Here is a 25,071-nt window from a genome sequence, read left to right on the forward strand (position 1 = left end):
GCGACGCCGTGGAGTTCCGCGAGGTCGAGGAGAGGTTCCATGTCGGCGGCGACTCCGCCGTAATGCATGACCAGTACAGCTTTCGTGCGTTCCGTGATCGCCGCTGCGACGCAGTCGGGATCGATATTGCCGGTACTCGGATCGATGTCGACGAAAACAACAGTGGCACCGCGCAACGCGACGGCGGTTGCCGCCGAACTGAACGCGAAGCTCGGAACTATTACCTCGTCACCTGGGCCCAATTCGAGTAGCAGCGCACCCAATTCGAGTGCGTGCGTGCACGAGGTGGTCAGCAGAGCATGCGTGGATCCGGTGATCGCCTTGAGCGCTGCAGTCGCGGACTTGGTGAAACGTCCGTCACCGTGAATGTGATCGGACTCCAGAACCGTTGCCAGATTCGACAATTCGTTCGATGCCCGATAGGGGCGGGAGAAGATGATGCGATCAGTGCTCACGACTACGCCGATCGATCGAGGTTCCGGGGCGCGGTGAATCGACTGTCAGATACAGCGGCTTTCCGACAAGGACGTGCAGTGCCACGCCAAGGTATTCGGCGATGAGACCGAGCGAGAACAGGATCGCACCCGAACAGACCAGCAGCGCCATGATGATCGACGCCCATCCTTCCGGGTCGTTGTTGTCACCGGTCATGGCTTGGACGAAGATCACCGCAGCCATGATCACACCGGCCGACGCCAGGGTGACCCCGAGCAGACTCACCAGCCGCAGACCGCGGGTTCCGCTACACAACACCATCTTCCAGAACAACGAGAACAAACGGCGATAGTTGTACCCCGATTCCTCGCGGCCTTCCGCTCGAAGTGTCACCGGCGCCGTGGCGGTATTGCCGACGACCCACGTCAGCGCGACGTCCAGATACACGCCGTTGGCGGCGACGCCGGCCAACTGTCGGCCGATGTCACCTCGGATCAGGCGGTAACTTTCGAATCTCGTCGAATCAGGGAACGCGAATACCGTCGCCAAGACGATCTTTGCACCGCGCGAGGTCAGGTTCCGCAAGAATCCATGCGGGCGGGTGTTCGTGGGTTTGGAATACACGAGATCGGATCGCTCCGTCAGCGCGGTGTCGAGGAAAGCCCCGATGTGCACCGGGTCGTGCTGGCCGTCTTCGTCCATCGTCACGATCCACTGGCCACGTGCAACGGCCATACCGGCGATAGTCGCCGCGTCCTGGCCGTAGTTGCGACTGAGCCACACGACACGCACCTGATCGAAACGGCGCTCCAATTCGAGTAACACGACGTCGGAACGGTCCGGACCGTTGTCGTGAACCAGCACGATCTCGTCGACGGTGAACTGCGCTCCACCGGGCGTCGAACTCGGTGCGCACAGGCCGTCCAACTCCTCGACGAGCGCCGTGATCGTCTTTTCGCCCTGATAAACGGGCACTACGACGGAAATCGAGTGCACTCGCTTCCACTCCCTTCAGGGGGCTCGACTGGCGCCGAGAGACAGGCACGATCGGGCCCACACCGTCGCGAACTTTAACACGCAGAGATGTCCGGACTTCGGATGCCGACGGCGCGTGATGCGCTCGCGTCTCCGCGCGCCCCACCTGCCCTGTTAAGGTCTGGAACTCGTGGTGGAAACTCGCACTCTCGCCCGGGCAGACGTGTACAAGTGGGGCGCCGTCACGGCGGTCGGTGTCATCGCCGGCTACCTGGCCGTGGTGCTCGCGAACGCTCGTCACTTCTACACCGACGACACCGAGTCCCAGTACGCGCCGCTGTGGGTCATGCTCGGCCGTAGCCTGCGAGAAGGACACCTACCGGTACTCGTCCCCGAGAACTGGATGGCGGGCAACTACGCGATCGAGGAAGCGGGCCTTCTCAATCCGCCACAACTTCTGATCGACCTGATCGCACCGTCCTTCGACAACCTGGCGCTGTACGCGACGATCGTGAAATTGATCTTCGCGATCATCCTTGCGCTGGGCGTCTATCGGATCTGCCTGGAGTACGGCTCGAAGCCCACGTGGGCTGCGGTCGCCGGAGTCTCGATTCCGTTCACCGGTTTCCTCCTCTTCTTCGACTCGGCCAGTTGGATGACAGCCTTCACCGGCACTGCCTGGATGGTGCAGGCGTGGGCCTCGGCAATCCGCTACGCCAGAGGCAAGAGCGGTCCGATCCCGACCTTCGTGTTCTTGTATCTCGCGATGTCGGTCCAATATGTTTTCCCCGCAGTCGAATCCGGCTTGATGATCGTCGCAGTCGCGATCGGCGAAGTTGTCTATCAGCGGCGTTGGCTGCCGTCGCTGCGGCTTCTGGCGGTGTCTGCCTGTGCCGCCCTCGCCGGTCTCGCGACGTATCTGCCGAGCCTGCTCACCGCCGACGTCACCTGGCGCGGTGCATCCGAAGTCAAGAACGACGCTTTCCTTGCCGTTCCCTGGTCGGAATCGCTGAACGCGAGCCTGCCGAGCACGATGCCCGCGTTCTCCTCGTGGTGGGGATACATCCAGACCATGCCGATGGTCTACGTCGCGTGGTTCCTCATTCCGGCTCTGGCGTTCATCGACTGGGGCAAGGCACGCGCCGCGGCACGCGAATTGACCGCCGTCGGGATCTTCACGGTCGCCGTCCTCATGTGGACTGCCGGGCCGAGCACGATCGGCCCACTGCGGTGGCCCGCGCGCGTGCTTCCGATGGTGGCCATCGGACTCCTGCTTCTGGTGTGCATCCTGCTCGGGCGTTACGCCACGACCGACAAGTTGCGCGGACGCTGCGTTGCAGCGGGAATCCTCGTGGGCCTGCTTTTGATCAGGTCCGCCTCGGCAGCTCCCGGGCTCGCGAAATGGCATGTGATCTCAGCCCTGGTCGTTGCCGCACTCGGCGCTGCGATGGTGTGGCTGGGCCGCACCAAGGGCACCGCGCTCGCATGCCTGTTGGCAATCGCCGCGGTCTCCCCCATCGCCTACGCCCAGGTTCGGGCCGCGCAACCAACCCCGATGAGCTGGGATCTGCCCGAATCCCGCTCGGAGATGAAAGAGGCCTTCCCCGACTTCGAAGGCACGACACTGCAACTGGGCGACCGTGCACTCATCGCACCCGGGGACAAAACCCTCGACGGAGCGTACGGTTCCCTGGCTTTCGGCAACTACCCCAAAGACCTCGAACTGACCTACACCAGCGGCTACACCCCCAACGGGCACTTCTACTTCGGTGATCTGCTCTGCATGCGCTGGGACATGAGCGTCTGCCCCGACGCCTTCCGACGGGCATTCACCGTCGAACCCACCACCGGCCGCACCATCGTCGACCTGATGAAGGTGGACCGCGTCGTACTGCAGAACGCCCTCTACCCCGACGCACGTAAGAGCCCGGCCCCCGACGGGTGGACATGGGTGGACTACCCCGGTCACGAGAACTACATCTCCGTGCTCGAACGCGTCGACGGGCCCGTCTCGACACGAAACGGCCGCATCGCCGATACCCGTGGCGTCGAAGCTGTTTCGACCGCCGAGTCGAACATGTCGAGCACCCTTCGTGTCAGTTCGGAGACCGGCGGCAAGGTTGTGTTCGCACGGCTCGGCTGGCCCGGGTATCGAGCTAGCCTCGACGGTCAGCCTGTCCCGATCGACGTCGTCGCGAAGTCCTTTGTCACCGTGGACATCCCAGCCGGGACGAAGGACGCTGAACTTGTCCTCACGTGGCGACCCCCGGGATGGAAGGTCGGCGGCGCTTCGATGGTCGCCGGAATCTTCGGCCTCGGCGTGCTCGAGTGGATGTATCTGCGGACACGACGCAAGGACCGGATCAACACCGTGAAAACCGAGTCTTCATGACCGAAGACATCGCATCACCCGAGAACCCCGGCCCACTGCTGCGGGTGGTCAAGCATCAACCCATCGCGTTTGCCATTGTCGGAGTGGCCAATACGGCGATCGGATACGGGCTCTTCGTGATCTGGTCACTGATCCTCGACAACAAGGATCTGTATCAAGTGGCTGTGATCGGTGCGTACTCCATCAGCGTGCTCATCGCTTTCGTTCTGCATCGGACGTTGGTTTTCCGCGTCCGCGGACATGTGGCACGCGACCTGGGCGCGTTCATCGTCGTCAATTCCGGTGGCCTCGTGCTGAATCTGATACTCGGAACGATCGCGGTGTCGATTCTGCATGCCCCGCCGCTTCCCGCCCAGGCGGTTGTCATGTTGATCGTTGCCGGGGTGAGTTTCTTCGGTCATCGATACTTCTCGTTCCGCCGCAAACCTGCCGAGCGGCACTGACCCTTCTACGATTCGCGGGGTAGCGCTCGATCCACCGCGGCCTCGACGATCGTACGAATATCTTCCTCCCCGAACAGGTTCGGCAATGTCAGTCGATCCAGTACGAGCCAGTTCAGCGACAAATAGAGCAGGCGAACGGTCATCGCATCACCCGGCACGCCCGACGCCAGATGATTGGCTACGTTCAGATCGAAGTCTTCTCGGATGCGGACGGTCAGGACCGCTCGCAGGTCCGGACGACGCACCGCCTCCAGCCGCAACTCCATGAGTGCGAGGAAACCCGCTCCAAACGAGGTGACCCGCTCGACCACGTCGAGCATGAGCGTCACCAGTCGCTCACGATCGGTGCCGTTGACGGGATCGATCAATCCCTCGAGGTCGTCCGGAATCAGTCGCTCGTAGATCCGGCCACCGGCCTGCGTGAGTAGGTCGTCGCGATTGGAGAAGTAGTTCGACGCTGTCCCGTTCGGCACGGCTGCCTGGGTGTCGACGGCTCGAAAAGTCAAGCCTCGAGCACCCTCTCGGGCCAACACCTCGATTGCCGCGTCGATCAGGGCAAGCCGTCGTTCCGGGTTCTTTCGCACTTGACATCACTCCTGACACGACCCTAGGTTAAACCACTACGAACATAGTACTACGAACGGAGCGTTTCATGCGAAAGCTTGTGTACTACGTGGGAGCTTCCCTCGACGGCTACATCGCGGGACCAGACGGCGAATTCGATTTCTTCCCGGTTTCCGAACAGATCACGGCCTGGATATGCGATCGATATCCCGAGACCGTGCCAACGCATGTGCGGCCCGCTCTCGGAATCGAGGACGCACCCAACAGAACCTTCGACACGGTCGTCATGGGCCGCGGCTCTTACGAGCCCGGGCTGAGCCTCGGCGTGACCAGCCCTTTTGCGCACCTGCGCCAGTTCGTCGTCTCCAGCACCCTCCCTGACGCCGAGGATCCCGCGGTCACCATCGTTCGCACCGATCCACGTGCGGTCGTCAGATCCCTCAAAGAGGAAGAAGGACAAGATATCTGGCTGTGCGGCGGCGGAACTCTCGCCGGCGAACTACTACCGGAGATCGACGAGTTGATCGTCAAAAGGTATCCGGTTGTCGCCGGCGCGGGCATACCGCTGATCAGAGGTAACTTCGAGCCGACACTGTTCACACCGACTGCAACCGAATCGCTCGACGACGGCGCAAGCATCACCTGGTTGAAGAGAAATACCTAAGGAAGTAGATCCGGTCGACGCTCGGCCGTGCGCTGCAGCGACTGCTCATGGCGCCACGCTTTGATCTTCGCGTGATCTCCGGAGAGCAGAACAGGCGGAACCTCGAGATCACGCCACACGGCGGGGCGAGTGTAACTGGGCCCTTCGAGGAGCCCGTCGGAGAACGAATCCTCTTGGTGTGACAGCTGATTGCCGAGAACACCGGGCATCAGTCGCACAACAGCCTCGACCATCACCAGCACGGCTGCTTCACCGCCGATCAGAACGTAATCGCCGATACTGACTTCTTCGACGCGAACCCGCTTGGCGGCGTCATCGAAGACGCGTTGGTCGATACCTTCGTATCGGCCGCAGGCGAAGACAAGGTGCTTTGCGGTGGCCCAGCGATGTGCGGTCGCCTGAGTGAACGGGACGCCGGCGGGAGTCGGCACCACCAGGATCGTCTCGGCATCATCCGGGCCGGAAGAATCGGAGCGACCGATCACGTCGTCCAGTGCCGGACCCCAGACGGTGGGTTTCATGACCATGCCGGGTCCGCCGCCGTACGGGGAATCGTCGACGGCTTTGTGTACGTCATGGGTCCACGACCGAAGATCGTGGACGTCGACCGAGATCAAGCCACGTTCGATTGCCTTGCCCAGCAAGGCAGCACGAAGCGGTTCGAGATACTCGGGAAAGATGGTGACGACGTCGAGACGCATGACAAACGATCAGTCGTTGTCTGAGTTCGAATTATCGCTGTTCGACTTGTCGCCGAAATCCGGGTCGAGCAGTCCCTCGGGAGGCTCGATCATCACGACGCCGTCGGCAATCGACACCGAGGTGACGATGGCGGCGACAAACGGGATCAGCAATTCACCGGACGTCTCGCCGGTACGACGAATCGAAAGCAATTCGCCTGCGGCGGAATGCAATACCTCGATGACCGAACCGACCTCGGTACCGTCCGTGAGGACGACCTTCAGTCCTTCGAGTTCGTGGTCGTAGAACTCGTCCGGATCATCCGAAGGCTCGAGTTCGGAACTGTCGATGACAAACAGTGTGCCGCGCAACGCATCTGCGTCGCCACGGTCACTGACGCCTTCGAGGCGCAGCAGAAGCCGCCCGGAATGATCCCGGGCGGCTTCCACTGTGTACGACTTCAGTGTGGACTCGCGCGGCTTGCGCCCACGCAGCACAGAACCTACGGCAAAACGATCTTCGGGCTCGTCTGTACGAACCTCGACTACCAATTCACCTTTGATGCCATGCGACTTCGCGACACGACCGACTACGAGTTCCACCTGTTTACTGCCGTCTACTGATCGGTGTCGACGACATCAACACGGATACCGCGGCCACCGATGCCGGAGACCAAGGTCCGCAGAGCGGTCGCCGTGCGACCACCCCGACCGATGACCTTGCCGAGATCGTCGGGGTGCACATGCACCTCGACGGTCCGTCCCCGACGTCCGGTGATCAGCTCGACACGCACATCGTCGGGATTGGCGACGATGCCACGCACGAGATGCTCTACCGCATCAGCGACGACGGCACTCACTTGTCAGCAGCCTCGGCGTCTGCAGCGGGAGCCTCGGCGTCAGCCGCGGTGTCTTCTGCCTTGGCCTCGTCAGCCTTTGCAGCCTTCTTCTTCTTGGGGGTGATTGCTTCTGCAACCGGCTCGTTCTCGGCCTGCGCGAGCGCAGCCTGGAAGAGCTCGAGCTTGGTGGGCTTGGCTTCCTTGACGCGCAGGGTGCCTTCGGTGCCCGGCAGGCCCTTGAACTTCTGCCAGTCACCGGTGATCTTGAGGAGTGCCTCGACGGGCTCGGTGGGCTGTGCGCCCACGGACAGCCAGTACTGAGCGCGCTCGGAATCGATGTCGATCAGCGAGGGCTCTTCCTTGGGGTGGTACTTGCCGATGGTCTCGATCGCACGGCCGTCACGACGGGTGCGCGAGTCGGCGATGACAACGCGATACTGAGCGTTGCGGATCTTGCCGAGGCGGGTGAGCTTGATTTTGACAGCCACAGCTGCAGTTCTCCTTCAGCGCGCACAACAGTGCTGCGCATGTCACGTGCAATTCAGCGACCCACACGATTTGTGAGCCCGGTTTTGCCTCTATCCTGTGACCGTCGCAGCGGTACGTAACCGGTTGCGACGAACAATGGTCCATTGTGCCAGATGGGTGGGCTCGTTCGGAAACCACCCTGTGCGCGCTTCGAGAGTGCAGGGACTCCCTAACCACTCACGGGAGTGCCGCGGAGGATCACACGCATCGGCTTCGCGAGCACATCGGGGTTTCCGCGCGGATCTTCGGAATAAACCACCAGGTCGGCGGGCGCTCCCTCTTCGATGCCCTGGGCACCCAACCAACTCCGCGCATCCCAGCTGGCTGCGCCCAACGCCTGGTGAGCTGTCAATCCGGCAACTTCGAGTTCGGCGATCTCGTCGGCGATCCGCCCGTGCCTGATCGAACCGCCGGCATCCGTTCCGGCATAGATCGGAATCCCGGCCTCGTGAGCGGCACCGATTGTCTGGTGCCGACGAGCGTGCAAATCGCGCATATGCGCCGCGTAGATCGGATATCGCGTGGCGGAGTCCGCGATCTCGGGGAAAGTAGCGATGTTGATCAGCGTCGGAACCAGGGCCGTGCCGTGCGCGACCATCGACTCGATGGTCGCGTCCGTCAATCCGGTGCCGTGCTCGATGCAGTCGATACCGGCGTTGATCAGGCCGGGCAAAGCGTCTTCGGCAAAAACGTGAGCGGTGACCTTTGCGCCTTCGGCGTGGGCGGCAGCGATGGCCTCGACCAGGATCTCGTCGCTCCACAAGGGAGCCAAATCGCCGACGGAACGATCGATCCAGTCGCCGACGAGCTTGACCCAGCCGTCACCAGCGCGTGCCTGACGCACTACTTCGGCCGGCAACTGAGATTCGTCGTCCAGGTCGACCGGCAAGCCCGGGATGTACCGCTTGGGTGCCGCGATGTGCTGACCTGCGCGAATGATTCGCGGCAAATCGAGGCGCTCGTCGATGAATCTGGTGTCGACCGGTGATCCGGCGTCGCGGAGCAACAGCACGCCCGCGTCACGTTCGGTCTTCGCCTGCTCCAGCAAGCCGTCGACGGTTTCGCCCCCGCCACCGCCGTAGCGGATACCGACGTGACAATGCGCATCCACGAGACCCGGTGTGATCCAACCCGATTCGACGATCGTCTCCGCACCGGACACCGCCTCGAAGGAAATCAGCCCGTCGACGATCCACAATTCGATCGGCTCGGCATCGGGCAGACCGATACCCCGCAGATGAAGCGCAGCCACCGACTACTTCTTGGGCAGCTTGAGCTGGGAAAGATCGATGCCTTCCAGTCCGGGCGGCAACTGATCGAGACCCTTGGGCATGTTCGACAGGTCGGGCATACCGGCCGGCATTCCGCCGGGCATACCCGGGAATCCGCCCATGCCGGGGAATCCTCCGCGCATCTTGGGCTGCGTCGGGCCCTTGCCGCCCTTCTTGCCCTTCTTGCCCTTCTTGCTGCGAACCTGCTTACGCGCGCCGGGCATGCCCATACGGCCGGCCATGGCAGCCATCATCTTGCGGGCTTCGAAGAAGCGATCCACCAACTGGTTGACGTCGGAAACCTTGACGCCCGAACCGTTCGCGATGCGCAGTCGGCGTGAGGCGTTGATGATCTTCGGATCGTCGCGCTCGGCCGGCGTCATACCGCGGATGATGGCCTGAATGCGATCGAGTTGCTTCTCGTCGACGTTGGCCAGCGCGTCCTTCATGCCGCCGGCACCCGGCAGCATGCCGAGGAGGTTGCCGATCGGGCCCATCTTGCGGACGGCCATCATCTGATCGAGGAAGTCTTCGAGGGTGAGCTGACCGGAACCGATCTTCGCTGCGGTCGCTTCGGCCTGATCGGCGTCGAAAACCTGCTCGGCCTGCTCGATGAGGCTCAGGACATCGCCCATACCGAGGATCCGGCTGGCCATGCGATCGGGGTGGAAGACGTCGAAGTCTTCGAGCTTCTCGCCGGTGGACGCGAAGAGGATCGGCTGGCCGGTGACCTCGCGGACGCTCAGTGCGGCACCACCGCGGGCGTCGCCGTCGAGCTTGGTGAGGACGACACCGGTGATGCCGACTCCCTCACGGAACGCGTCGGCGGTACTGACCGCGTCCTGACCGATCATGGCGTCGAGGACGAAGATGGTCTCGTCCGGGTTGACGGCGTCACGGATACCGGCGGCCTGAGCCATCAGCTCCGAGTCGATACCGAGGCGACCGGCGGTGTCGACGATCACGACGTCGTAGTGCTTGTTGCGGGCTTCCTCGACGCCGGCGCGGGCGACCTCGACGGGGTCGGCTGCGGAAACGCCGAGGGCGTTCTCGCCACCGCCGATGGAGGTACCGGGGTGCGGCGCGAAGACTGCCGCGCCCGCACGCTCACCGACGATCTGAAGCTGAGTGACGGCGCCGGGACGCTGAAGGTCGCAGGCAACGAGGAGGGGCGTGTGCCCCTGGTCCTTGAGCCACTTGGCCAACTTTCCGGCCAGCGTGGTCTTACCGGAACCCTGCAGACCGGCCAACATGATGACCGTCGGCGGAGTCTTGGCGAACTGGAGTCGACGAGTTTCGCCGCCGAGAACCTCGACCAGCTCTTCGTTGACGATCTTGACGACCTGCTGAGCCGGGTTCAGTGCACCCGAGACCTCGGCGCCCTTGGCGCGTTCCTTGATCTTGGCGATGAAGCTGCGCACTACGGGAAGCGCGACGTCGGCCTCGAGCAGGGCAAGGCGGATCTCGCGGGCCGTAGCGTCGATGTCGGCGCCGGACAGACGACCCTTGCCACGCAGATCCTTGAGAGATCCGGTCAATCTGTCGGAAAGGGATTCGAACACCGAGTGCGCTCCTGAAGGTCGTGCGAGTTAGCCGTGGATATTCTCGGGCACCAGCCTAGCCGCTACGCCCGCACCGATCCCAGCCGATGCGGGCGTAACTGCCGAAACCGGTCAGTCAATCCTCTTTCTTCTTCGGTTGTGGCACCGGAACCACCGCCAGCACCGCCTCCTCGACGCGCTCTCGCGCCGCGCGGGTATCGGCCTCACCGAAGTCGAGGCAGAACGCGTCGACCACCGAGGAACCCAACGTGGCGACCTTCGCCCACCGGATGTCGGCACCACTGTGTTCGAGTGCTGCGGCCAGTCGGCAAAGCAGGCCGACGCGGTCTTCGGTACGCAATTCGAGGATCGCGTGACCGTCACCGGGCGCGTCGAACCAGATGACCCGCGGCGGTGCCTGCGAATAGAGCACCGGAACCGCCGAATCCTTGTTTGTCTGGATCGGGTCGTCCCACTGCTCTGCCCGTGCCTCCTCGTCCTTGGCGTCGAGAAGTTCGAGCAGATTCAGTTCACCGGCCGAAGCGCGGATCAATTCCTGCCTGAGCAGCACCGCCTGCGGCGGTGTGCCGAACCTCGGTGTGACGACAAACGAATTGACCGCCGAACCCGCATGCGACCCCAGCGAAGCGGAATGCACCCGCAACGACTGCAGCGCCAGAACGCCGGCGGCCCGAGACAGCAGCCCGGGCGCGTCGGGCGCGATGACGGTCACGACGTAGGTGTGCGGATTCTCGGCCGGTACGAGCGAGACGTGAACCCCGCCATCCTCGGCAATGGCCAACTGCTCGGGAGCGAGTGGATCGGGTTGTGGGAGTTCCTCCCCCGCCATCAACAAACGGCAACGACGCACGAGCTCACCGATCAGAGACGACTTCCAGTCGCCCCAGACGCCAGGCCCGGTGGCCAGCGAATCCGCCTCCGCCAACGAATGCAGGAGATCGAGAAGCGTCCCGTCCCCTTCGAGTGCGTCGACCACTCGCTGAACCGTTGCCGGATCGTCGAGGTCGCGACGGGTCGCCGTTTCCGGCAGCAGCAAGTGATAGCGCACCATCGCCGTCAACGTCGCGACGTCGGAAGGCCAGAGCCCCAAGCGATTTCCGATCGCGGTGGCCAATTCGGCACCGACGACGCTGTGGTCTCCCCCTCGCCCCTTCCCGATGTCGTGGATCAACGCACCGAGCATGAGCAGATCCGGCCGAGCGACGCGAGTGGTGAATCCGCTTGCATACGCGGCGGTTTCGACCAGGTGGCGATCCACCGTCCACGTATGGACGGCGTCGCGCGGCGGAAGATCGCGAATGGTCCCCCACTCCGGCAGGAGTCGACCCCAGAGCCCGGTCCGGTCCATCGCCTCGATCACCGGAACGGCACGCGATCCCGAACCGAGCACGACCAAGAGATCGTTGACCGCATTTTTCGGCCACGGCTCACGCAGTTCCGGGGCATTGTCGGCCAGTCGATTGAGCGTCGACGCGGAGATCGGCATGCCGTTGGTGGCCGCCGCTGCCGCGACCCGCATCACCAGACCGGGATCCTTCTTCGGCCTCGCATCGCGCGCCAGGACAACTTCGCCGGCATGCTCGACGACACCCTCGTCCAGTGGTCGCCGCACCGGCGCGCGACGCAGCCGCGACAAACCACGCCGGGGCAAGGAGTTTCCGGCGGTACGGATACCGACGTCCACCGAATAGCTGATGGTGCGCGCCGATTCACTGAGAAGGCGGGCCAGATCGAATCGATCACCGATCCGCAGCGCCGCACCGATTTCGTCGGCGTCCTGCGCTCGCAGTTGATCGCGGGCGCGACCGGCAACGCGGTGAAGTTCGGTGCGCACGTCGAGCAACCGCCTGTGCGCGAGTGCCAGACCGCCGCCGGGCGAGTTGGGTCCCAGCCCTGGCATCCCGTCGGTCAATTGCGCGATGGACAGGGCGTTGAGCAGTTGGACGTCACGCAGCCCGCCACGGCCGCTCTTGAGATCCGGTTCGGCGCGATGGGCGATCTCGCCGCTGCGCTCCCACCTCGTACGGGTCTGGGTGATCAATTCGTCGAATCGGCTGCGGATGTCCATGCGCCACTGTCGACGGACACCACTGATCAACAGGTTGCTCAGCTCCACGTCGCCGGCAATGTGGCGTGCTTCGAGCATTCCAAGTGCCGCCGTCATGTCGGTGGCCGCAACCTGAAGCGCCTGCGGAAGCGTCCGCACGCTGTGGTCGAGTTTGATGTGCGCGTCCCACAGCGGGTACCACAGGCTGTCCGCAACCTGGGCCACGACTGCCGGGTCCATGTCGTCGTGCAGCAGAATCAGATCGAGATCGGAATACGGCAACAGTTCGCGTCGGCCCAGACCACCCACGGCGACGATGGCAAACCCACAATCCGGTTTGATGCCCAGTTCGGTCCCCTTGGTGGTCAACCAGAATTCGTGCAGATCGACCAGTGCATGTCGCAGTGAGGGGGCGTCGAGCCTCCTGTTCTTGACGCCTCCGGTGAGTAGGGCCTTGCGTGCGCGGGCCAGGTCCGCAGCTTCGTCGGATCCCCCTGACGAGACCGGCCCTGGCCCCGTCGCTTTCGCGACGGAACCAGGGCCGAAGTTCTCGGACCCTTTCGGGTCAGAGTGCATCGCCACCGCGTTCCCCGGTGCGAACCCGGATGACCGACTCGACTGGCGAGACCCACACCTTGCCGTCACCGATCTTGCCGGTGCGAGCGGCCTCGACGATCACCTCGACCACCTTGTCCACGGCCGCGTCGTCGACGACGACCTCGACCCGGACCTTGGGTACGAAGTCCACGGAGTACTCCGCGCCTCGGTACACCTCGGTGTGGCCCTTCTGTCGGCCGTAGCCCTGAACTTCGCTGACTGTCATACCCAGCACTCCGGCCTGCTCGAGTCCGGTCTTGACGTCCTCGAGCGTGAACGGCTTGACGATTGCTGTGATCAGCTTCATGTGCTCATCCCTTTCCAAACTCTGAAGTGCCTGAATTCACTTTAATCACGTGCTGATCACGCGAGGTCGTATGCGGTCTCTGCGTGTTCGGTCTCATCGATGCCGCGTGCCTCGTCCTCGGCCGAGATTCGCCAGCCCAGGGGCTTGAGTGCGAAGCCGATGATCGTCGTCAGAACGCCGGTGAAGACGAGTGCTGCGAGTGCGATCACGATCTGAACCACCAGTTGCTTGTAGTCGCCGCCGTAGAAGAGGCCGGTTGCGGTGCCGAAGAATCCGATACCGATCGTGCCCCACAGGCCGGAGACAAGGTGCACACCGACGACGTCGAGCGAGTCGTCGAAGCCGAAGCGGAACTTCAGGCCGACTGCGAGAGCGGACAGGATGCCGGCTACGGCGCCGAGGAAGATGGAACCGACCGGGTTGAGCGCACCGGCAGCAGGGGTGATGGCGACCAGACCGGCGACCGCACCGGAAGCTGCGCCGAGGCTGGTGGCGTGACCGTCACGAATACGCTCGGTGGCGAGCCAGGCCAGGACTGCGGCACACGTCGCGGTGGTCGTGTTGACCCAGGCGAGACCGGCGTTACCGTCGGCGGCGAATGCCGAGCCGGCGTTGAAGCCGAACCAACCGAACCAGAGAAGTGCTGCGCCGAGCATCACGAAGGGCAGGTTGTGCGGACGGAAGGCGGTCTTGCCGAAGCCGAGACGCTTGCCGACGATGAGGGCGAGGACCAGACCGGCCATACCCGCGTTGATGTGAACGACTGTGCCACCGGCGAAGTCGATCGGAGCGACGTTGGCGACGGTGACTCCGTCGTCGTTGACCGTGGTGCCGAAGAGCTTTGCCGCGATGCCGTCCTCGGAGCCCGAGAGGAGTCCGCCGCCCCACACCATGTGTGCGAGGGGGAAGTAGACGACGGTGACCCAGATACCCGAGAACAGCAGCCAGGTGCCGAACTTGACCCGCTCGGCCAGGGCACCGCTGATAAGGGCGGTGGTGATGATCGCGAATGTCACCTGGAACGCGATGTCGATGACATTGGGGTAGCCCCACGCGCCGGCGATGAAGTTGCCGTCAGCATCGGTGATGCTGTTCTTGAGGCCGAAGAACTCGAACGGGTTGGCAAAAATGCCCCCGATGTTCTCGGTGCCGTAGGACATCGACCATCCCCACAGAACGTAGATGACGCCGATGACGGCCATGGCCCCGAAGGACATCATCATCATGTTCAGGACGGACTTGGACCGAGACATCCCGCCGTAGAAGAAAGCGAGGCCGGGTGTCATCAGCAAGACCAGAGATGCAGCCATCAGCATCCATGCGGCGTTACCGGAGTTCGCCAACAAATCGTCGGTACTCACTTACTACCTCCTAGTCGCACGTGCCGGGCAGCACGTCGTTAAGGAGAAGAGTGCTGGGCTGGTGTTTCGTCCATGGCGCTGTCGCGTTTCGCAGACGTGAACCAATTGCCCAACTTTGTTGCAAACAGGTTTCGCCAGGGGGTTCTACCGACCCTGTGCGCCTTTTCGGTAGTTCGCGCTACCAAAAAGGCGCACGGGGGCGTCAGCCCAGGAGGGCGTCGACGAATGCACCCGGCTCGAAGGGCGCCAGGTCGTCGGCACCTTCACCGAGACCGACCAACTTCACCGGCACACCCAGTTCATGCTGAACCTGGAAGACGATTCCGCCCTTGGCAGTTCCGTCCAGCTTGGTCAGTACGACGCCGGTGATGTCCACGACCTCCGCGAACACTCGAGCCTGCGCCAGTCCGTTCTGGCCGACCGTCGCATCGAGAACCAGCAGAACGTCGTCGACCGACGCCTTCTTCTCGATGACCCGCTTGACCTTGCCGAGCTCGTCCATCAGACCGGTCTTGGTGTGCAAACGGCCGGCGGTGTCGATGAGGACCACGTCGACGCCGTCCGCGATGCCCCGTGAGACCGCGTCGAAGGCAATCGCAGCGGGATCGCCACCCTCCTTGCCACGAACAACTTCAGCGCCGACACGCTCGGCCCACGTCTGGAGCTGATCAGCAGCGGCCGCGCGGAACGTGTCCGCGGCGCCGAGCACGACGCGACGACCGTCGGCGACGAGCACGCGAGCCAGCTTGCCGGTGGTGGTGGTCTTGCCGGTTCCGTTGACGCCGACGACGAGCAGAACAGCCGGGTGATCATCGTGCGGCAACGCGCGGATGGAGCGGTCCAGTTCGGGACGCAGCTCGGCGATCAACACCTCACGCAGAAGGGCGCGGGCGGCAGCCTCGGTCCGGACGCTGCGGGCCGCCATCTGCTCACGAAGCTTCGTGACGACCTTTTCCGTGGTCGCGGAGCCGAGGTCTGCGATGAGAAGGGTGTCCTCGACTTCTTCCCACGAGTCCTCGTCGAGATCGCCGCCACCGAGTAGGCCGAGCAAGCTCTTGCCGACTGCTGACTGCGAGCGGGAGAGGCGCCCGCGCAGTCGGTCCAGCCGACCCTCGGTCGGGTCGATCTCGTCCAGCACGCGCGGTGCAGGCTCGACAGGTTCGGGAACTACGACGGGTTCGGGAACTACGACGGGCTCGGGTACGACTGCAGGTTCGGGAACGACAGGTTCTTCGACAACAGGTTCTGCTACTGGTGGTTCTTCTACGACCGGCTTTTCGATTACCGGCTCTTCGACAACCGGTTCCTCGACAACAGCGGGTTCTTCGACAACCGGCTCCTCGACGACGGCCGGCTTCTCCGCAACAGGTTCTTCGATGATCGGTTTTTCGACGACAGGTTCTTCGACGACAGGCGGCTTCTCCGCGACCGGCGGCGTCGGAACCACCGGAGGTGGCGCCGTTGCCGTCGAGCCTTGACTGAAGTTGAACCCGCCACCGGCCTTGTAGCCGCCTGACTTGTCCTTCTCGGGGGTGCCGAGCTCCGGCTTCGTCTCGGGCGCCTTCAGCGAGACCTGCCCCTTGCGGTAGCGCAGGAATCCGGCAACGAGAACGACGAGTAGTACGGCCGCTACAGCCGCGATGATGATCCAAGCCTGGGTAGTCACCGGCCCATTGTTTCAGGCTCCGACCCGGAAAGTGAGCAGGGCTTACGTCGAGGCCATGTCTTGACCGCGAAGTCGCTGCGAAATCACGGTGGTGATGCCGTCGCCGCGCATGCTGACTCCGTACAACGCGTCGGCGATTTCCATCGTCGGTTTCTGGTGAGTGATCACGATCAACTGCGACTTCTCCCGCAATTGTTCGAAGAGTCCGATCAGCCGCCGCAGGTTGGTGTCGTCCAACGCCGCCTCGACCTCGTCCATCACGTAGAACGGGGACGGGCGTGCCCGGAAGATCGCGACCAGCATGGCCACCGCGGTCAAGGACTTCTCGCCGCCCGACAGCAACGACAACCGCTTGACCTTCTTACCGGGCGGACGCGCCTCGACTTCGATGCCTGTGGTCAGCATGTCCGACGGATCGGTGAGAACCAGTCGTCCTTCTCCCCCGGGGAACAATTTCTCGAACACGCCCACGAACTCCCGCTCGACGTCGGCATAGGCCTCGGTGAACACCTGCAGAATTCGCGCGTCCACGTCTGCGACCACAGCAAGAAGGTCCTTGCGTGCGGTCTTGACGTCTTCGAGCTGAGTGGAGAGGAAGGTGTACCGCTCCTCGAGAGCTGCAAATTCCTCGAGCGCCAGCGGATTGACCTTGCCGAGGGTGGCGAGGTCTTTCTCCGCCCGCTTCGCGCGCCGTTCCTGAGTCGCACGATCGTACGGAAGCGGAGCGGGGGCGGTTACCTGCTCGCCGCGCTCCTTGGCCTGCTCGTACTCCTCGATTTCGAGAGCGGTCGGCGGCAGTTCGACGTCGGGTCCGTACTCGGCGATCAGATCATCGAGGCCGATACCGTACTGATCGAGGATCGACTCCTCGAGTTGTTCGATGCGCAGCGCTGCCTGAGCCTTCGCAACCTCGTCGCGATGGACGGCGTCGGTGAGTGAAGCGAGCTGTCCGGTCAGTGCCCGGACGATCTCGCGGACCTGATCCAGCTTGGCCGTGCACTCGGAGCGGGCCCGAGCCAACTCGTCGCGATGAGCAAGAGCTGCAGCGACGACGGCCTCGAGTTCGGCCGCCACGCGCTGCCCCGACTCGGCGACGGCAGCTGCAACCTCCGCAGCGTGCGCTCTGGCGCGCAGAGCCCGCTCGGCGCGAATTCGTGCCTCTCGTTCGGCAGCAGCGGCGCGGCGAAGCGAATCAGCCTTTCCGCGTACGGATTCCGCACGTTCTTCGGCGGTGCGCACGGCAAGGCGAGCATCCATTTCGACTATGCGCACTTCGGCCAGCGCTGCTGCGGCCATTTCGCGATCGGCAGCGGTCGATTCCGCACCGTGTCCCGGTGCACTGCCGTCGGTTTCGGCCACACGCAGACGTTCTTCCAGGTCCGCCAGCTTTGTCAGCGACTCACCGCGGCCCTCCTCGGCACGCACTCTCTGGGCGGTCAACCGCTCGGATTCCGCGTGGGCGACTCGTGCTGCTTGCCCCAATCTGCCCAACTGCTCGTAAATGGCGGACATGGCAGCGTCCGACTCGTTGAGCGCGGCCAAAGTCTGCTCCGCGGTCTCGCGTCGAGCGGCCTGTTCGGCCAGAGCGCCGGACAGCGCCGCGTCGAGTTCCTCGGATCGGCTCTCCGTTGCCGCCAGTTCCGCTGCTGACGCGTCGATCGCCGCCTGTACCTCCAGCGTGCTGGGTTGCCGATCCGAGCCACCGATCATCCACCCCGAACCGTGCAGATCGCCGGAACGCGTCACTGCACGAATTCCCTTGTGGTCAGCAACAACTCGAATCGCGTCCTCGAGAGTCTCGACCAGGACAACGCCATCGAGTATTGCGGTCAACCCCGCACGCAACTCGTCAGGGCAGTCGATGACGTCGACGGCAGGACGACTGCCCGGTGCGATCTCGGCCTCGCGTTTGATCACCGGTTCACCGCTCACGATCAGCGACGCACGCCCACCGTCCTGATCGGCCAGCGCTGCAACAGCGGAGCGAGCCGAGTCCAGCGACTGCGCCACGACGGCGTCCGCCGCCGGCCCCATCGCGGCAGCGATGGCAGCTTCGTAGCCGGGCTCGACGTGAATCAATCCGACCAGCGAGGTGATGCCGTCGTCGCGCCGATGTTCGAGCAGCCAGCCGCCACCGTCCTTGCGCTGCAAGCCCATCGACAGTGCCTCGACGCGCGCACGGAGCGAAGCTATGCGTTGCCCGCTCGTCTTTTCTTCCTCACGAAGTTCTTCGACACGTGCGTCGATCATCTCGAGAGCTTCGACGGCGCGTTCATGATTGGTGTCGAGGCCTACTTCACCGGCGTCGAGGTCCCCGATGCTTTCCTGCACCGTGTCGAACTCGGCTTGTGCGGCATCCCCACGCAGACGAGCCTCGTCGATGGCCTCGGTCAGTCGCGAAACTTCCGCGTCGACGGATTCGACGCGGGTACGCAAAGTGTCGACCTGACCGGAGAGTCGAGCAAGACCTTCACGGCGGTCGGCGACGGCACGAACTTCCGCCATGTGCGCCCGTTCCGCTTCTGCTGCAGCATCTTCGGTGGCTGCCAGCTGGTCCCGAGCAGCTTCCGACGCCGCTCGCGCGATTTCGACGCCTTCGAGGAGTTCGGCCTCCTCGGCCGCAAGACGTTCGGCGCGCGCTTCCATCTCGTCCGGGTCCTGGCCGCGGTTGCCGACGGGTTCGGAGTCGAGATGTCGTGCACGCTCGCGGGCGATGCGCACGGTGGCGTTGACTCGTTCGGCAAGCGCGGAGAGCTGGAACCAACTCTGCGCTGCCGCTTCCGATCCCGGAGTCAGACGAGCGAGAGCTTGCTCCTGGCGCCCGAGTTCGAGGTTGGCCTCGTCGAGCGCGGACGCCACCTCGTTGTGCTGTTCGCGGGCCGCTTTCTCGTCCTGCGCCTGGTCGTTCAGTTGGGTTCGACGGGTCACCAGGTCGTCAGCGGCCAGCCGCATCTTGGCATCACGCAGGTCAGCCTGGACCGTCTGTGCTCGCCGAGCAACCTCGGCCTGGCGTCCCAGCGGTTTGAGTTGCCGACGCAGTTCCGCGGTGAGGTCACTGAGTCGAGCGAGATTGGCCTGCATGGAATCGAGCTTGCGTACCGCTTTTTCCTTGCGGCGGCGATGTTTGAGGACTCCCGCGGCTTCTTCGATGAAGGCGCGTCGATCCTCGGGGCGGGATTCGAGGATCGCGGCGAGCCGTCCCTGCCCGACGATGACATGCATTTCGCGGCCGATACCGGAGTCGCTGAGCAGTTCCTGGACGTCCATCAGACGGCAGGACGAGCCGTTGATCTCGTACTCCCCCGCGCCGTCGCGGAACATCCGGCGCGTGATCGACACCTCGGAGTACTCGATCGGGAGCGCGCCGTCGGCGTTGTCGATGGTCAAGGTCACCTCGGCGCGGCCCAGCGGCGCGCGGCCGGAGGTGCCGGCAAAGATGACGTCTTCCATCTTGCCGCCGCGCAGAGCCTTGGCGCCCTGCTCGCCCATCACCCAGGTCAACGCATCGACGACGTTGGATTTACCCGAGCCGTTCGGCCCGACGACACAGGTGATCCCCGGCTCGAACCGAAGAGTCGTTGCCGACGCAAAGGATTTGAATCCCTTGAGTGTCAGACTCTTGAGGTGCATGGGGGGAAACTTTACCGCCAAACCGGTCAGCGTTCGACGAACCCTGTCAGGTCGCCCCTGGCGGGGTCCCAGCTGTCGACCACGAGATCCACCGTGCCCGGTGTTGTTCCCGAGCGAAGCAACTCCAACAATCTCTCGAGCTGCGTGCGTTCGCCTTCCGCCACGACGAGCACTCGACCGTCACGCTGATTCGACGCATATCCGATCAACCCGAGTTCGAGGGCGCGGGCCCTGGTCCACCACCGGAACCCGACGCCCTGAACATATCCGTGAACCCACGCCGTCAGTCGCACAGGCGGTGTCTCAGTCATGACGTTCAGCCCGCCACACGTTCGAGACGGTGGACGTCGCCGAGGAAACCGGCGGTGTAGATCGAGTTGGGGTCCCAGCCCGGGCCGGCACCGAACTTCACCGCGGATGTGAACGGCAGACCCGAGGCGATCTCACACGAAGATCCCGAATCCGGATCGACGCGAACAACTTTGCCGCCGGCATTGAATGCGACGTACAACGCGCCGTCCGGTCCGACGGTCAGATCGTCCGCCATGTTTGCCGGACCGAACCCGGGGAGCGTGATCGTTCGCACCGGCCCGCCCAGATCGTGTGCGTCGAGGACGTGGACCGCGGTCACCATGTCGAAAGTGGTCGTTACGTAGATCGTCGAACCGGAGCGTGCGAGGCCGTCGACGGTGCCGAGATCCTCACGAACGATCGAACTGGTTCCGTCACTGTCGATGACCGTGAGCCCCGGCCGGGTCAGGGTGCGAGCTGTGAGGAAACGGTTACCGTCCAGTGGCACAAGCCCGTTCGGCATCACCAGACCGTCGGCAATCGTAGTCACCGATCCGTCTGCGACGTCGACCTTACGAAGGCTGCCGTCGGCGATTCCGAACAGACCCGAGACAGTCGAGTTGCCCGTGGTGAAGTACACGGAACCGTCACGCGCGACCAGCCCGCCAGGACCGGTGACGTCACCGACCAAAGTTGTCCGTGTTCCGTCCGGCGCCACTTTCAGCAGTGCACCCGGCCCGATCAGAGCCGACTGCGACAACACCATCGATCCGCTGCCGTCGAATTCGAGATTCTCGAGCATTCCGGCACCAGTCGTCACGACGCTCGACGTCCATTTGCCGCAACCACCGTCCGAGCCGTCGGCCGGGACCGAGGCCTGTGCCGGAGCACTCACCGCCACAACGGAACCCAGTGCGATCGCAGCGACAACACTGCCGGCGCGGGACATCAGGCTTCCGTGTCGAACGACAGCGTGACCTTGGTTCCGGCCTTGAGAGTGCGCCCGACCGTGCACACCTTGTCGACGGAACGCTCGACGAGAGTGATGAGGCGCTGCTGCGCTTCGGCATCCAACTCACTGAGGTCGAGTTCGAGAACCTCGTCGAGCTGCGGGTAGACCTCGTTTTCACGATCGGCGGCACCGGACACTCGGACCGTCGCGTCGTAGTTGTCACCGAGGCGGCGAGAGATCGGGAAGTCTGAGCTCATCCCGGTGCATGCAGCCAGTGCAATTTTGAGGAGTTCGCCGGGCGTGAAGACTCCTGGCACCGATTCGGAGCCGATGAGAACCTCTGCGCCGCGCGAACTCTTGCCGGTGTAGAGGCGGGTTCCTGTGCGTTCGACCCAAAGCTCCGTGTGAGCTGGGGCGGTTGCAGTGTTGTCTGGAGTCTGTTCAGCCATGACGCAATCTTGCCACTCCGCCGAACCGAAGGGGCGGAGACCTAGGCGATTCGCCGTGCCCTCGGGGTCGGCTGACACCGCGGGCAACTGAACGACGATCGATTCATGAACTTCTCACGCTTGATCGGCGCGCCGCATCGCGGGCACGGAAGATTCTCCTGCCCGTACGCCGACAGCGACCGGTCGAAGTAGCCCGATTCCCCGTTGACGTTCACGTACAGCGCGTCGAAGGACGTACCGCCCTGATCGAGCGCCTCGCCCATCACCGAGTGCGCCGCGGTCAACAGTTCTCGAAGTTTGGGCCTGGTGAGCGATTCGGCGATTCGGTTGCCGTGAATCTTTGCACGCCACAATGATTCGTCGGCGTAGATGTTTCCGATTCCGGAGACCACTGTCTGGTCGAGAATCGCCCGCTTGATCTCGGTGTGCTTGCCCCGCAGGACTTTCACGACGGATTCGAGATCGAACGCAGCATCCATGGGATCGCGAGCGATGTGCGCCACCGACTCGGGCAGCATCGTTCCGTCGACCTCGACGAGGGGTGAAATCGACCAGCCACCGAAGGTCCGCTGGTCGACGAATCGAAGATCAGCCCCGGAATCGAGGGCCAACCGAATGCGTAGGTGCTTTTCCCAGTCGACTGTCGGGGGTTGGACCAACATCTGTCCGCTCATCCCGAGATGAACCACCAGTCCGACACCGGCAGGCTCGAGAACCAGCCACAGATACTTGCCGCGACGCTCTGCCGAAGCGATGGTCTGCCCGGTGAGTTGGCCGATCAAGTCCTCGGAACCGAGAATGTGGCGCCTGATCGCGCGGGGATGGAGGACCTCGACGGCCTCGATCGCCGCACCTACAGCATGAGACTGTAGGCCGCGGCGAACGACTTCGACTTCGGGAAGCTCAGGCAAGAGTGAACTCAGCCGGCGAGATCAGACGGGTTGTCAGCAGCGACTGCGCTAGCAGCGGCATTCTCCGACATCGTCTTCCATGCCGAACTTGCTGCCTTCTGCTCGGCTTCCTTCTTGGAACGACCGACACCGACGCCCAAGGGCTTGCCACTGATGAGAACTGTGGCCGTGAATTCCTTGTCGTGATCGGGTCCGGTAGCGGTGATCTCGTAGACGGGAACTCCGGCACCGTGTTCTGCGGTCAGTTCCTGCAGACTCGTCTTCCAATCCAGACCCGCGCCGAGAAGCGGTGCGCGAGTGAGTAGATCGTCGAACAGATCGAGAACAACACGTCTCGCAGTATCGATGCCGTGCTGCAGGTGTATGGCGCCGAGAATCGACTCCATACCGTCGGCGAGGATGGACGGCTTGTCACGGCCGCCCGTCATTTCCTCGCCCTTACCCAGCAGCAGGTGAGCTCCGAGTCCACCTTCACCCAGAGTCCTGGCAACCTCGGCGAGTGCATGCATGTTGACCACGCTGGCACGAATCTTCGCCAGATCACCTTCGGATTTGTCCGGGTGGGACAGATAAAGATTTTCGGTCACCGTGACGCCGAGAACGGAATCCCCGAGAAATTCGAGGCGCTCGTTCGTGGGCAGACCGCCGTTCTCGTACGCGTACGAGCGGTGCGTGAGAGCCAGGGTCAGAAGACCGGGCTCTATATCTACGCCGACAGCGGCGAGGAGCTTGTCGTGATTGCCCTCGCCGCCGGCGGCTGAAACTGTATTTTCGCTCGTCATAGTCTTTCTCCGGGGAGAACTAGACAGCAGCGGTTACCTGGCGGCCCTTGTAAGTACCGCATGACGGGCATGCGATGTGGGGAAGGGTCTGCTCGCCACAGCCACGGTTGGGGCAGGTAACGAGGGTGGGCACAGTGGTCTTCCACTGGCTACGACGCGACCGCGTGTTGGATCGCGACATTTTGCGCTTGGGGACAGCCACTTCTACTTCTCCTCGGCTTCGGTGATCACAAGATTTTCGCTGGTGTTTGATTCCACGCCAAATTTGGCCGCGAGACCAGCCCAGCGAGGATCAAGTATGTCATGCCCATGCCCAGATTCCGCAATCGCCAGGCGAATGCCACATTCTGAGCACAATCCCAGGCAATCGTCACTGCACAGAGGCTGGAGCGGAAGCGCCAGACCGACTGCATCGACGATGACCGGTTCGAGGTCGATTTCGTCGTCTTCGACCGCGTAGACCTCTCCCTCTTCCGTCGTCTCCTCGGTGGCGCTGTCCGGGTAAGCGAACAACTCCGTGAGATAGATGTCCACGGTGTCGGTGAAAGGTTCAAGGCACCGCGAGCATTCACCCTTGGTGGGTGCGTGCACGTTTCCGGTGACGAGAACGCCTTCGGACACTGCTTCGAGACGAAGATCGAGATCTATGTCCGCGCCCGCTTCGATCGCGATCAGATCGAGACCGATACGGTTCGGGGACTGAATTGTTCTCTCGACGGTACGCATCGACCCTGGACGACGACCGAGCTTGACCGTGTCCAGCAAAAATCCCGCATCACTTGATTGATGCGACGAACTACGACGATGCGTTGACAAAGAGAACTCACCTAACTGTTGAAACTGGTATGGGCAACCACTCCACAATACGGCAGCTACAACGCAAATCCCAATTCCGTCCACGAAAAAGTGGGCCGCCCCATATCGGACGACCCACCCTCGACTGTCTCGTTCGCTCTAGCGACGACGCTCCGAACGACGATCGTCGTCCTGGTAGTCGGGGACTCCCGAACCCGTTCGAAGCTGTTGACGACCACGCCCGACCGATCGAACCGTTCCGGTGAGGAACTCTTCGAACTCGGCCAACTTGGTGTCCACGTACAGGTCACACTCCGAACGCATCCTGTCGGACTCGGCATGAGCGGCGTCGATCACTCGCGCGGATTCCGCGTGAGCTGACTGGACAACCTCGGTCTGCGACACCAGACGAGCCTGCTCCGCCGTTCCCTCCGCCACTGAATGTTCGTACGAGGCCTGGCCGGACTCGATCATCCGATCGGCCTCGGCACGCGCCCGTCCGGTGACGGCCTCGTACTCACGACGGCCGTCGGTGACGGTCCGTTCCGCTTCTGCTTCGGCGTCCTCGACCAACTGATCGGCGTGCGCGCGTGCTTCGGCAACCATGCGATCGGCCTGAGCCTTGGCATCGGACAGAATCCGGTCGGCGTCGTCGCGTGCGTTCTCGACAGTCGAGGTTGCCTCGGCATTGGCGCTGCTGACCGTCTTCTCGGCGTTTGCTCGCGCGTCACCGACCAATTTGTCGCGATGATCGAGGACGTCCTGAGCGTCGTCCAGCTCACTCGGAATTGCGTCCCGGACGTCGTCGAGTAGCTCGAGTACGTCACCGCGAGGCACAACACACCCTGCGGTCATGGGAACACCGCGCGCCTCTTCGACAATTGCGACCAGTTCGTCCAGTGCCTCGAATACGCGGTACACAAGCAACCC

The 25,071-nt window shown here is 63.3% G+C and carries 25 protein-coding genes; 3 read left to right on the forward strand and 22 right to left on the reverse strand.

The window, feature by feature from the left end; all coding sequences use genetic code 11:
- Positions 1–455, reverse strand: a 455-nt coding sequence (locus B0E55_RS27335; RefSeq protein ID WP_133053452.1) for an aminotransferase class I/II-fold pyridoxal phosphate-dependent enzyme, incomplete at its 3' end; no start/stop codon positions are given.
- The gene (locus B0E55_RS27340; RefSeq protein ID WP_019747967.1) at positions 445–1,431 is read right to left on the reverse strand and encodes a glycosyltransferase; all 987 of its coding nucleotides are present in this window, start codon (positions 1,429–1,431) and stop codon (positions 445–447) included. The genes B0E55_RS27340 and B0E55_RS27335, both read right to left, overlap by 11 nt.
- A gap of 172 nt (positions 1,432–1,603) precedes the next feature.
- Between B0E55_RS27340 and B0E55_RS27345 the strand changes: the two genes are divergently transcribed.
- On the forward strand, positions 1,604–3,802 hold the full coding sequence (locus B0E55_RS27345) for a hypothetical protein (protein ID WP_080910865.1): 2,199 nt from the start codon (positions 1,604–1,606) through the stop codon (positions 3,800–3,802).
- On the forward strand, positions 3,799–4,245 hold the full coding sequence (locus tag B0E55_RS27350; protein ID WP_020969332.1) for a GtrA family protein: 447 nt from the start codon (positions 3,799–3,801) through the stop codon (positions 4,243–4,245). The genes B0E55_RS27345 and B0E55_RS27350 overlap by 4 nt, the downstream gene beginning before the upstream one ends.
- Positions 4,246–4,250: 5 nt before the next feature.
- Here the strand turns inward: B0E55_RS27350 and B0E55_RS27355 are convergent, their stop codons facing one another.
- Positions 4,251–4,829 (reverse strand): TetR/AcrR family transcriptional regulator, encoded by a 579-nt coding sequence (locus B0E55_RS27355; RefSeq protein ID WP_019747964.1) that lies wholly within the window; start codon positions 4,827–4,829, stop codon positions 4,251–4,253.
- A gap of 68 nt (positions 4,830–4,897) precedes the next feature.
- Here B0E55_RS27355 and B0E55_RS27360 point away from each other — a divergent pair, with 68 nt between their 5' ends.
- On the forward strand, positions 4,898–5,473 hold the full coding sequence (locus B0E55_RS27360; RefSeq protein WP_046378394.1) for a dihydrofolate reductase family protein: 576 nt from the start codon (positions 4,898–4,900) through the stop codon (positions 5,471–5,473).
- Here B0E55_RS27360 and trmD read toward each other — a convergent pair.
- The 19 genes from trmD to B0E55_RS27455 all read right to left on the reverse strand — a co-directional run bounded on the left by trmD (position 5,470) and on the right by B0E55_RS27455 (position 25,062).
- On the reverse strand, positions 5,470–6,174 hold the full coding sequence (trmD, locus tag B0E55_RS27365; RefSeq protein WP_019747962.1) for a tRNA (guanosine(37)-N1)-methyltransferase TrmD: 705 nt from the start codon (positions 6,172–6,174) through the stop codon (positions 5,470–5,472). The genes B0E55_RS27360 and trmD overlap by 4 nt on opposite strands.
- A 9-nt stretch (positions 6,175–6,183) precedes the next feature.
- Positions 6,184–6,756: a ribosome maturation factor RimM gene (rimM, locus tag B0E55_RS27370; protein WP_020907286.1), complete on the reverse strand. Its 573-nt coding sequence runs from the start codon at positions 6,754–6,756 to the stop codon at positions 6,184–6,186.
- A 14-nt stretch (positions 6,757–6,770) separates the two neighbouring features.
- A complete protein-coding gene (locus B0E55_RS27375; RefSeq protein WP_003939023.1) occupies positions 6,771–7,013 on the reverse strand; it encodes an RNA-binding protein in 243 nt (80 codons plus the stop codon).
- On the reverse strand, positions 7,010–7,480 hold the full coding sequence (rpsP, locus tag B0E55_RS27380; RefSeq protein WP_003942818.1) for a 30S ribosomal protein S16: 471 nt from the start codon (positions 7,478–7,480) through the stop codon (positions 7,010–7,012). Before rpsP ends, B0E55_RS27375 begins: the two co-directional genes overlap by 4 nt.
- A 209-nt stretch (positions 7,481–7,689) precedes the next feature.
- Positions 7,690–8,772 (reverse strand): amidohydrolase family protein, encoded by a 1,083-nt coding sequence (locus B0E55_RS27385; protein ID WP_080910866.1) that lies wholly within the window; start codon positions 8,770–8,772, stop codon positions 7,690–7,692.
- A gap of 3 nt (positions 8,773–8,775) precedes the next feature.
- Positions 8,776–10,353, reverse strand: a complete 1,578-nt coding sequence (gene ffh, locus B0E55_RS27390) for a signal recognition particle protein (RefSeq protein WP_003942713.1) — start codon at positions 10,351–10,353, stop codon at positions 8,776–8,778.
- Positions 10,354–10,468: 115 nt separating this feature from the next.
- Positions 10,469–12,976: a [protein-PII] uridylyltransferase gene (locus B0E55_RS27395; RefSeq protein ID WP_069146078.1), complete on the reverse strand. Its 2,508-nt coding sequence runs from the start codon at positions 12,974–12,976 to the stop codon at positions 10,469–10,471.
- Positions 12,966–13,304 carry a P-II family nitrogen regulator gene (locus tag B0E55_RS27400; protein ID WP_003942772.1) on the reverse strand — a complete coding sequence of 113 codons (339 nt, stop codon included), beginning with the start codon at positions 13,302–13,304 and terminating at the stop codon, positions 12,966–12,968. The genes B0E55_RS27395 and B0E55_RS27400 overlap by 11 nt, the downstream gene beginning before the upstream one ends.
- Positions 13,305–13,360: 56 nt before the next feature.
- Complete coding sequence (locus B0E55_RS27405; protein WP_042450902.1) at positions 13,361–14,620, reverse strand: ammonium transporter; 1,260 nt, start codon at positions 14,618–14,620, stop codon at positions 13,361–13,363.
- Positions 14,621–14,867: 247 nt separating this feature from the next.
- Positions 14,868–16,331, reverse strand: a complete 1,464-nt coding sequence (gene ftsY / locus B0E55_RS27410; RefSeq protein WP_029255121.1) for a signal recognition particle-docking protein FtsY — start codon at positions 16,329–16,331, stop codon at positions 14,868–14,870.
- Positions 16,332–16,373: 42 nt separating this feature from the next.
- The gene (gene smc, locus B0E55_RS27415; RefSeq protein WP_020907282.1) at positions 16,374–19,961 is read right to left on the reverse strand and encodes a chromosome segregation protein SMC; all 3,588 of its coding nucleotides are present in this window, start codon (positions 19,959–19,961) and stop codon (positions 16,374–16,376) included.
- Between the two features lie 26 nt (positions 19,962–19,987).
- Entirely contained in the window at positions 19,988–20,272 is a 285-nt protein-coding gene (locus tag B0E55_RS27420; RefSeq protein ID WP_019747956.1) for an acylphosphatase, read from the reverse strand.
- A gap of 5 nt (positions 20,273–20,277) precedes the next feature.
- A complete protein-coding gene (locus B0E55_RS27425) occupies positions 20,278–21,201 on the reverse strand; it encodes an SMP-30/gluconolactonase/LRE family protein (RefSeq protein ID WP_080910867.1) in 924 nt (307 codons plus the stop codon).
- Positions 21,201–21,653: an OsmC family protein gene (locus tag B0E55_RS27430; RefSeq protein WP_020907278.1), complete on the reverse strand. Its 453-nt coding sequence runs from the start codon at positions 21,651–21,653 to the stop codon at positions 21,201–21,203. The genes B0E55_RS27425 and B0E55_RS27430 overlap by 1 nt, the downstream gene beginning before the upstream one ends.
- A 41-nt stretch (positions 21,654–21,694) precedes the next feature.
- The gene (gene mutM, locus B0E55_RS27435) at positions 21,695–22,564 is read right to left on the reverse strand and encodes a bifunctional DNA-formamidopyrimidine glycosylase/DNA-(apurinic or apyrimidinic site) lyase (RefSeq protein WP_019747953.1); all 870 of its coding nucleotides are present in this window, start codon (positions 22,562–22,564) and stop codon (positions 21,695–21,697) included.
- Between the two features lie 8 nt (positions 22,565–22,572).
- A complete protein-coding gene (gene rnc, locus B0E55_RS27440; protein ID WP_019747952.1) occupies positions 22,573–23,346 on the reverse strand; it encodes a ribonuclease III in 774 nt (257 codons plus the stop codon).
- 19 nt (positions 23,347–23,365) lie between these two features.
- Positions 23,366–23,548 (reverse strand): 50S ribosomal protein L32, encoded by a 183-nt coding sequence (rpmF, locus tag B0E55_RS27445; RefSeq protein WP_007729318.1) that lies wholly within the window; start codon positions 23,546–23,548, stop codon positions 23,366–23,368.
- A gap of 2 nt (positions 23,549–23,550) precedes the next feature.
- Positions 23,551–24,111 carry a YceD family protein gene (locus B0E55_RS27450; protein ID WP_080910868.1) on the reverse strand — a complete coding sequence of 187 codons (561 nt, stop codon included), beginning with the start codon at positions 24,109–24,111 and terminating at the stop codon, positions 23,551–23,553.
- Positions 24,112–24,300: 189 nt separating this feature from the next.
- Positions 24,301–25,062, reverse strand: a complete 762-nt coding sequence (locus B0E55_RS27455) for a DivIVA domain-containing protein (protein ID WP_003942696.1) — start codon at positions 25,060–25,062, stop codon at positions 24,301–24,303.
- Positions 25,063–25,071 lie beyond the last annotated feature (9 nt).

Source organism: Rhodococcus sp. 66b, from assembly GCF_002076325.1.
GTDB classification, from domain to species: Bacteria; Actinomycetota; Actinomycetes; order Mycobacteriales; family Mycobacteriaceae; genus Rhodococcus_F; species Rhodococcus_F erythropolis.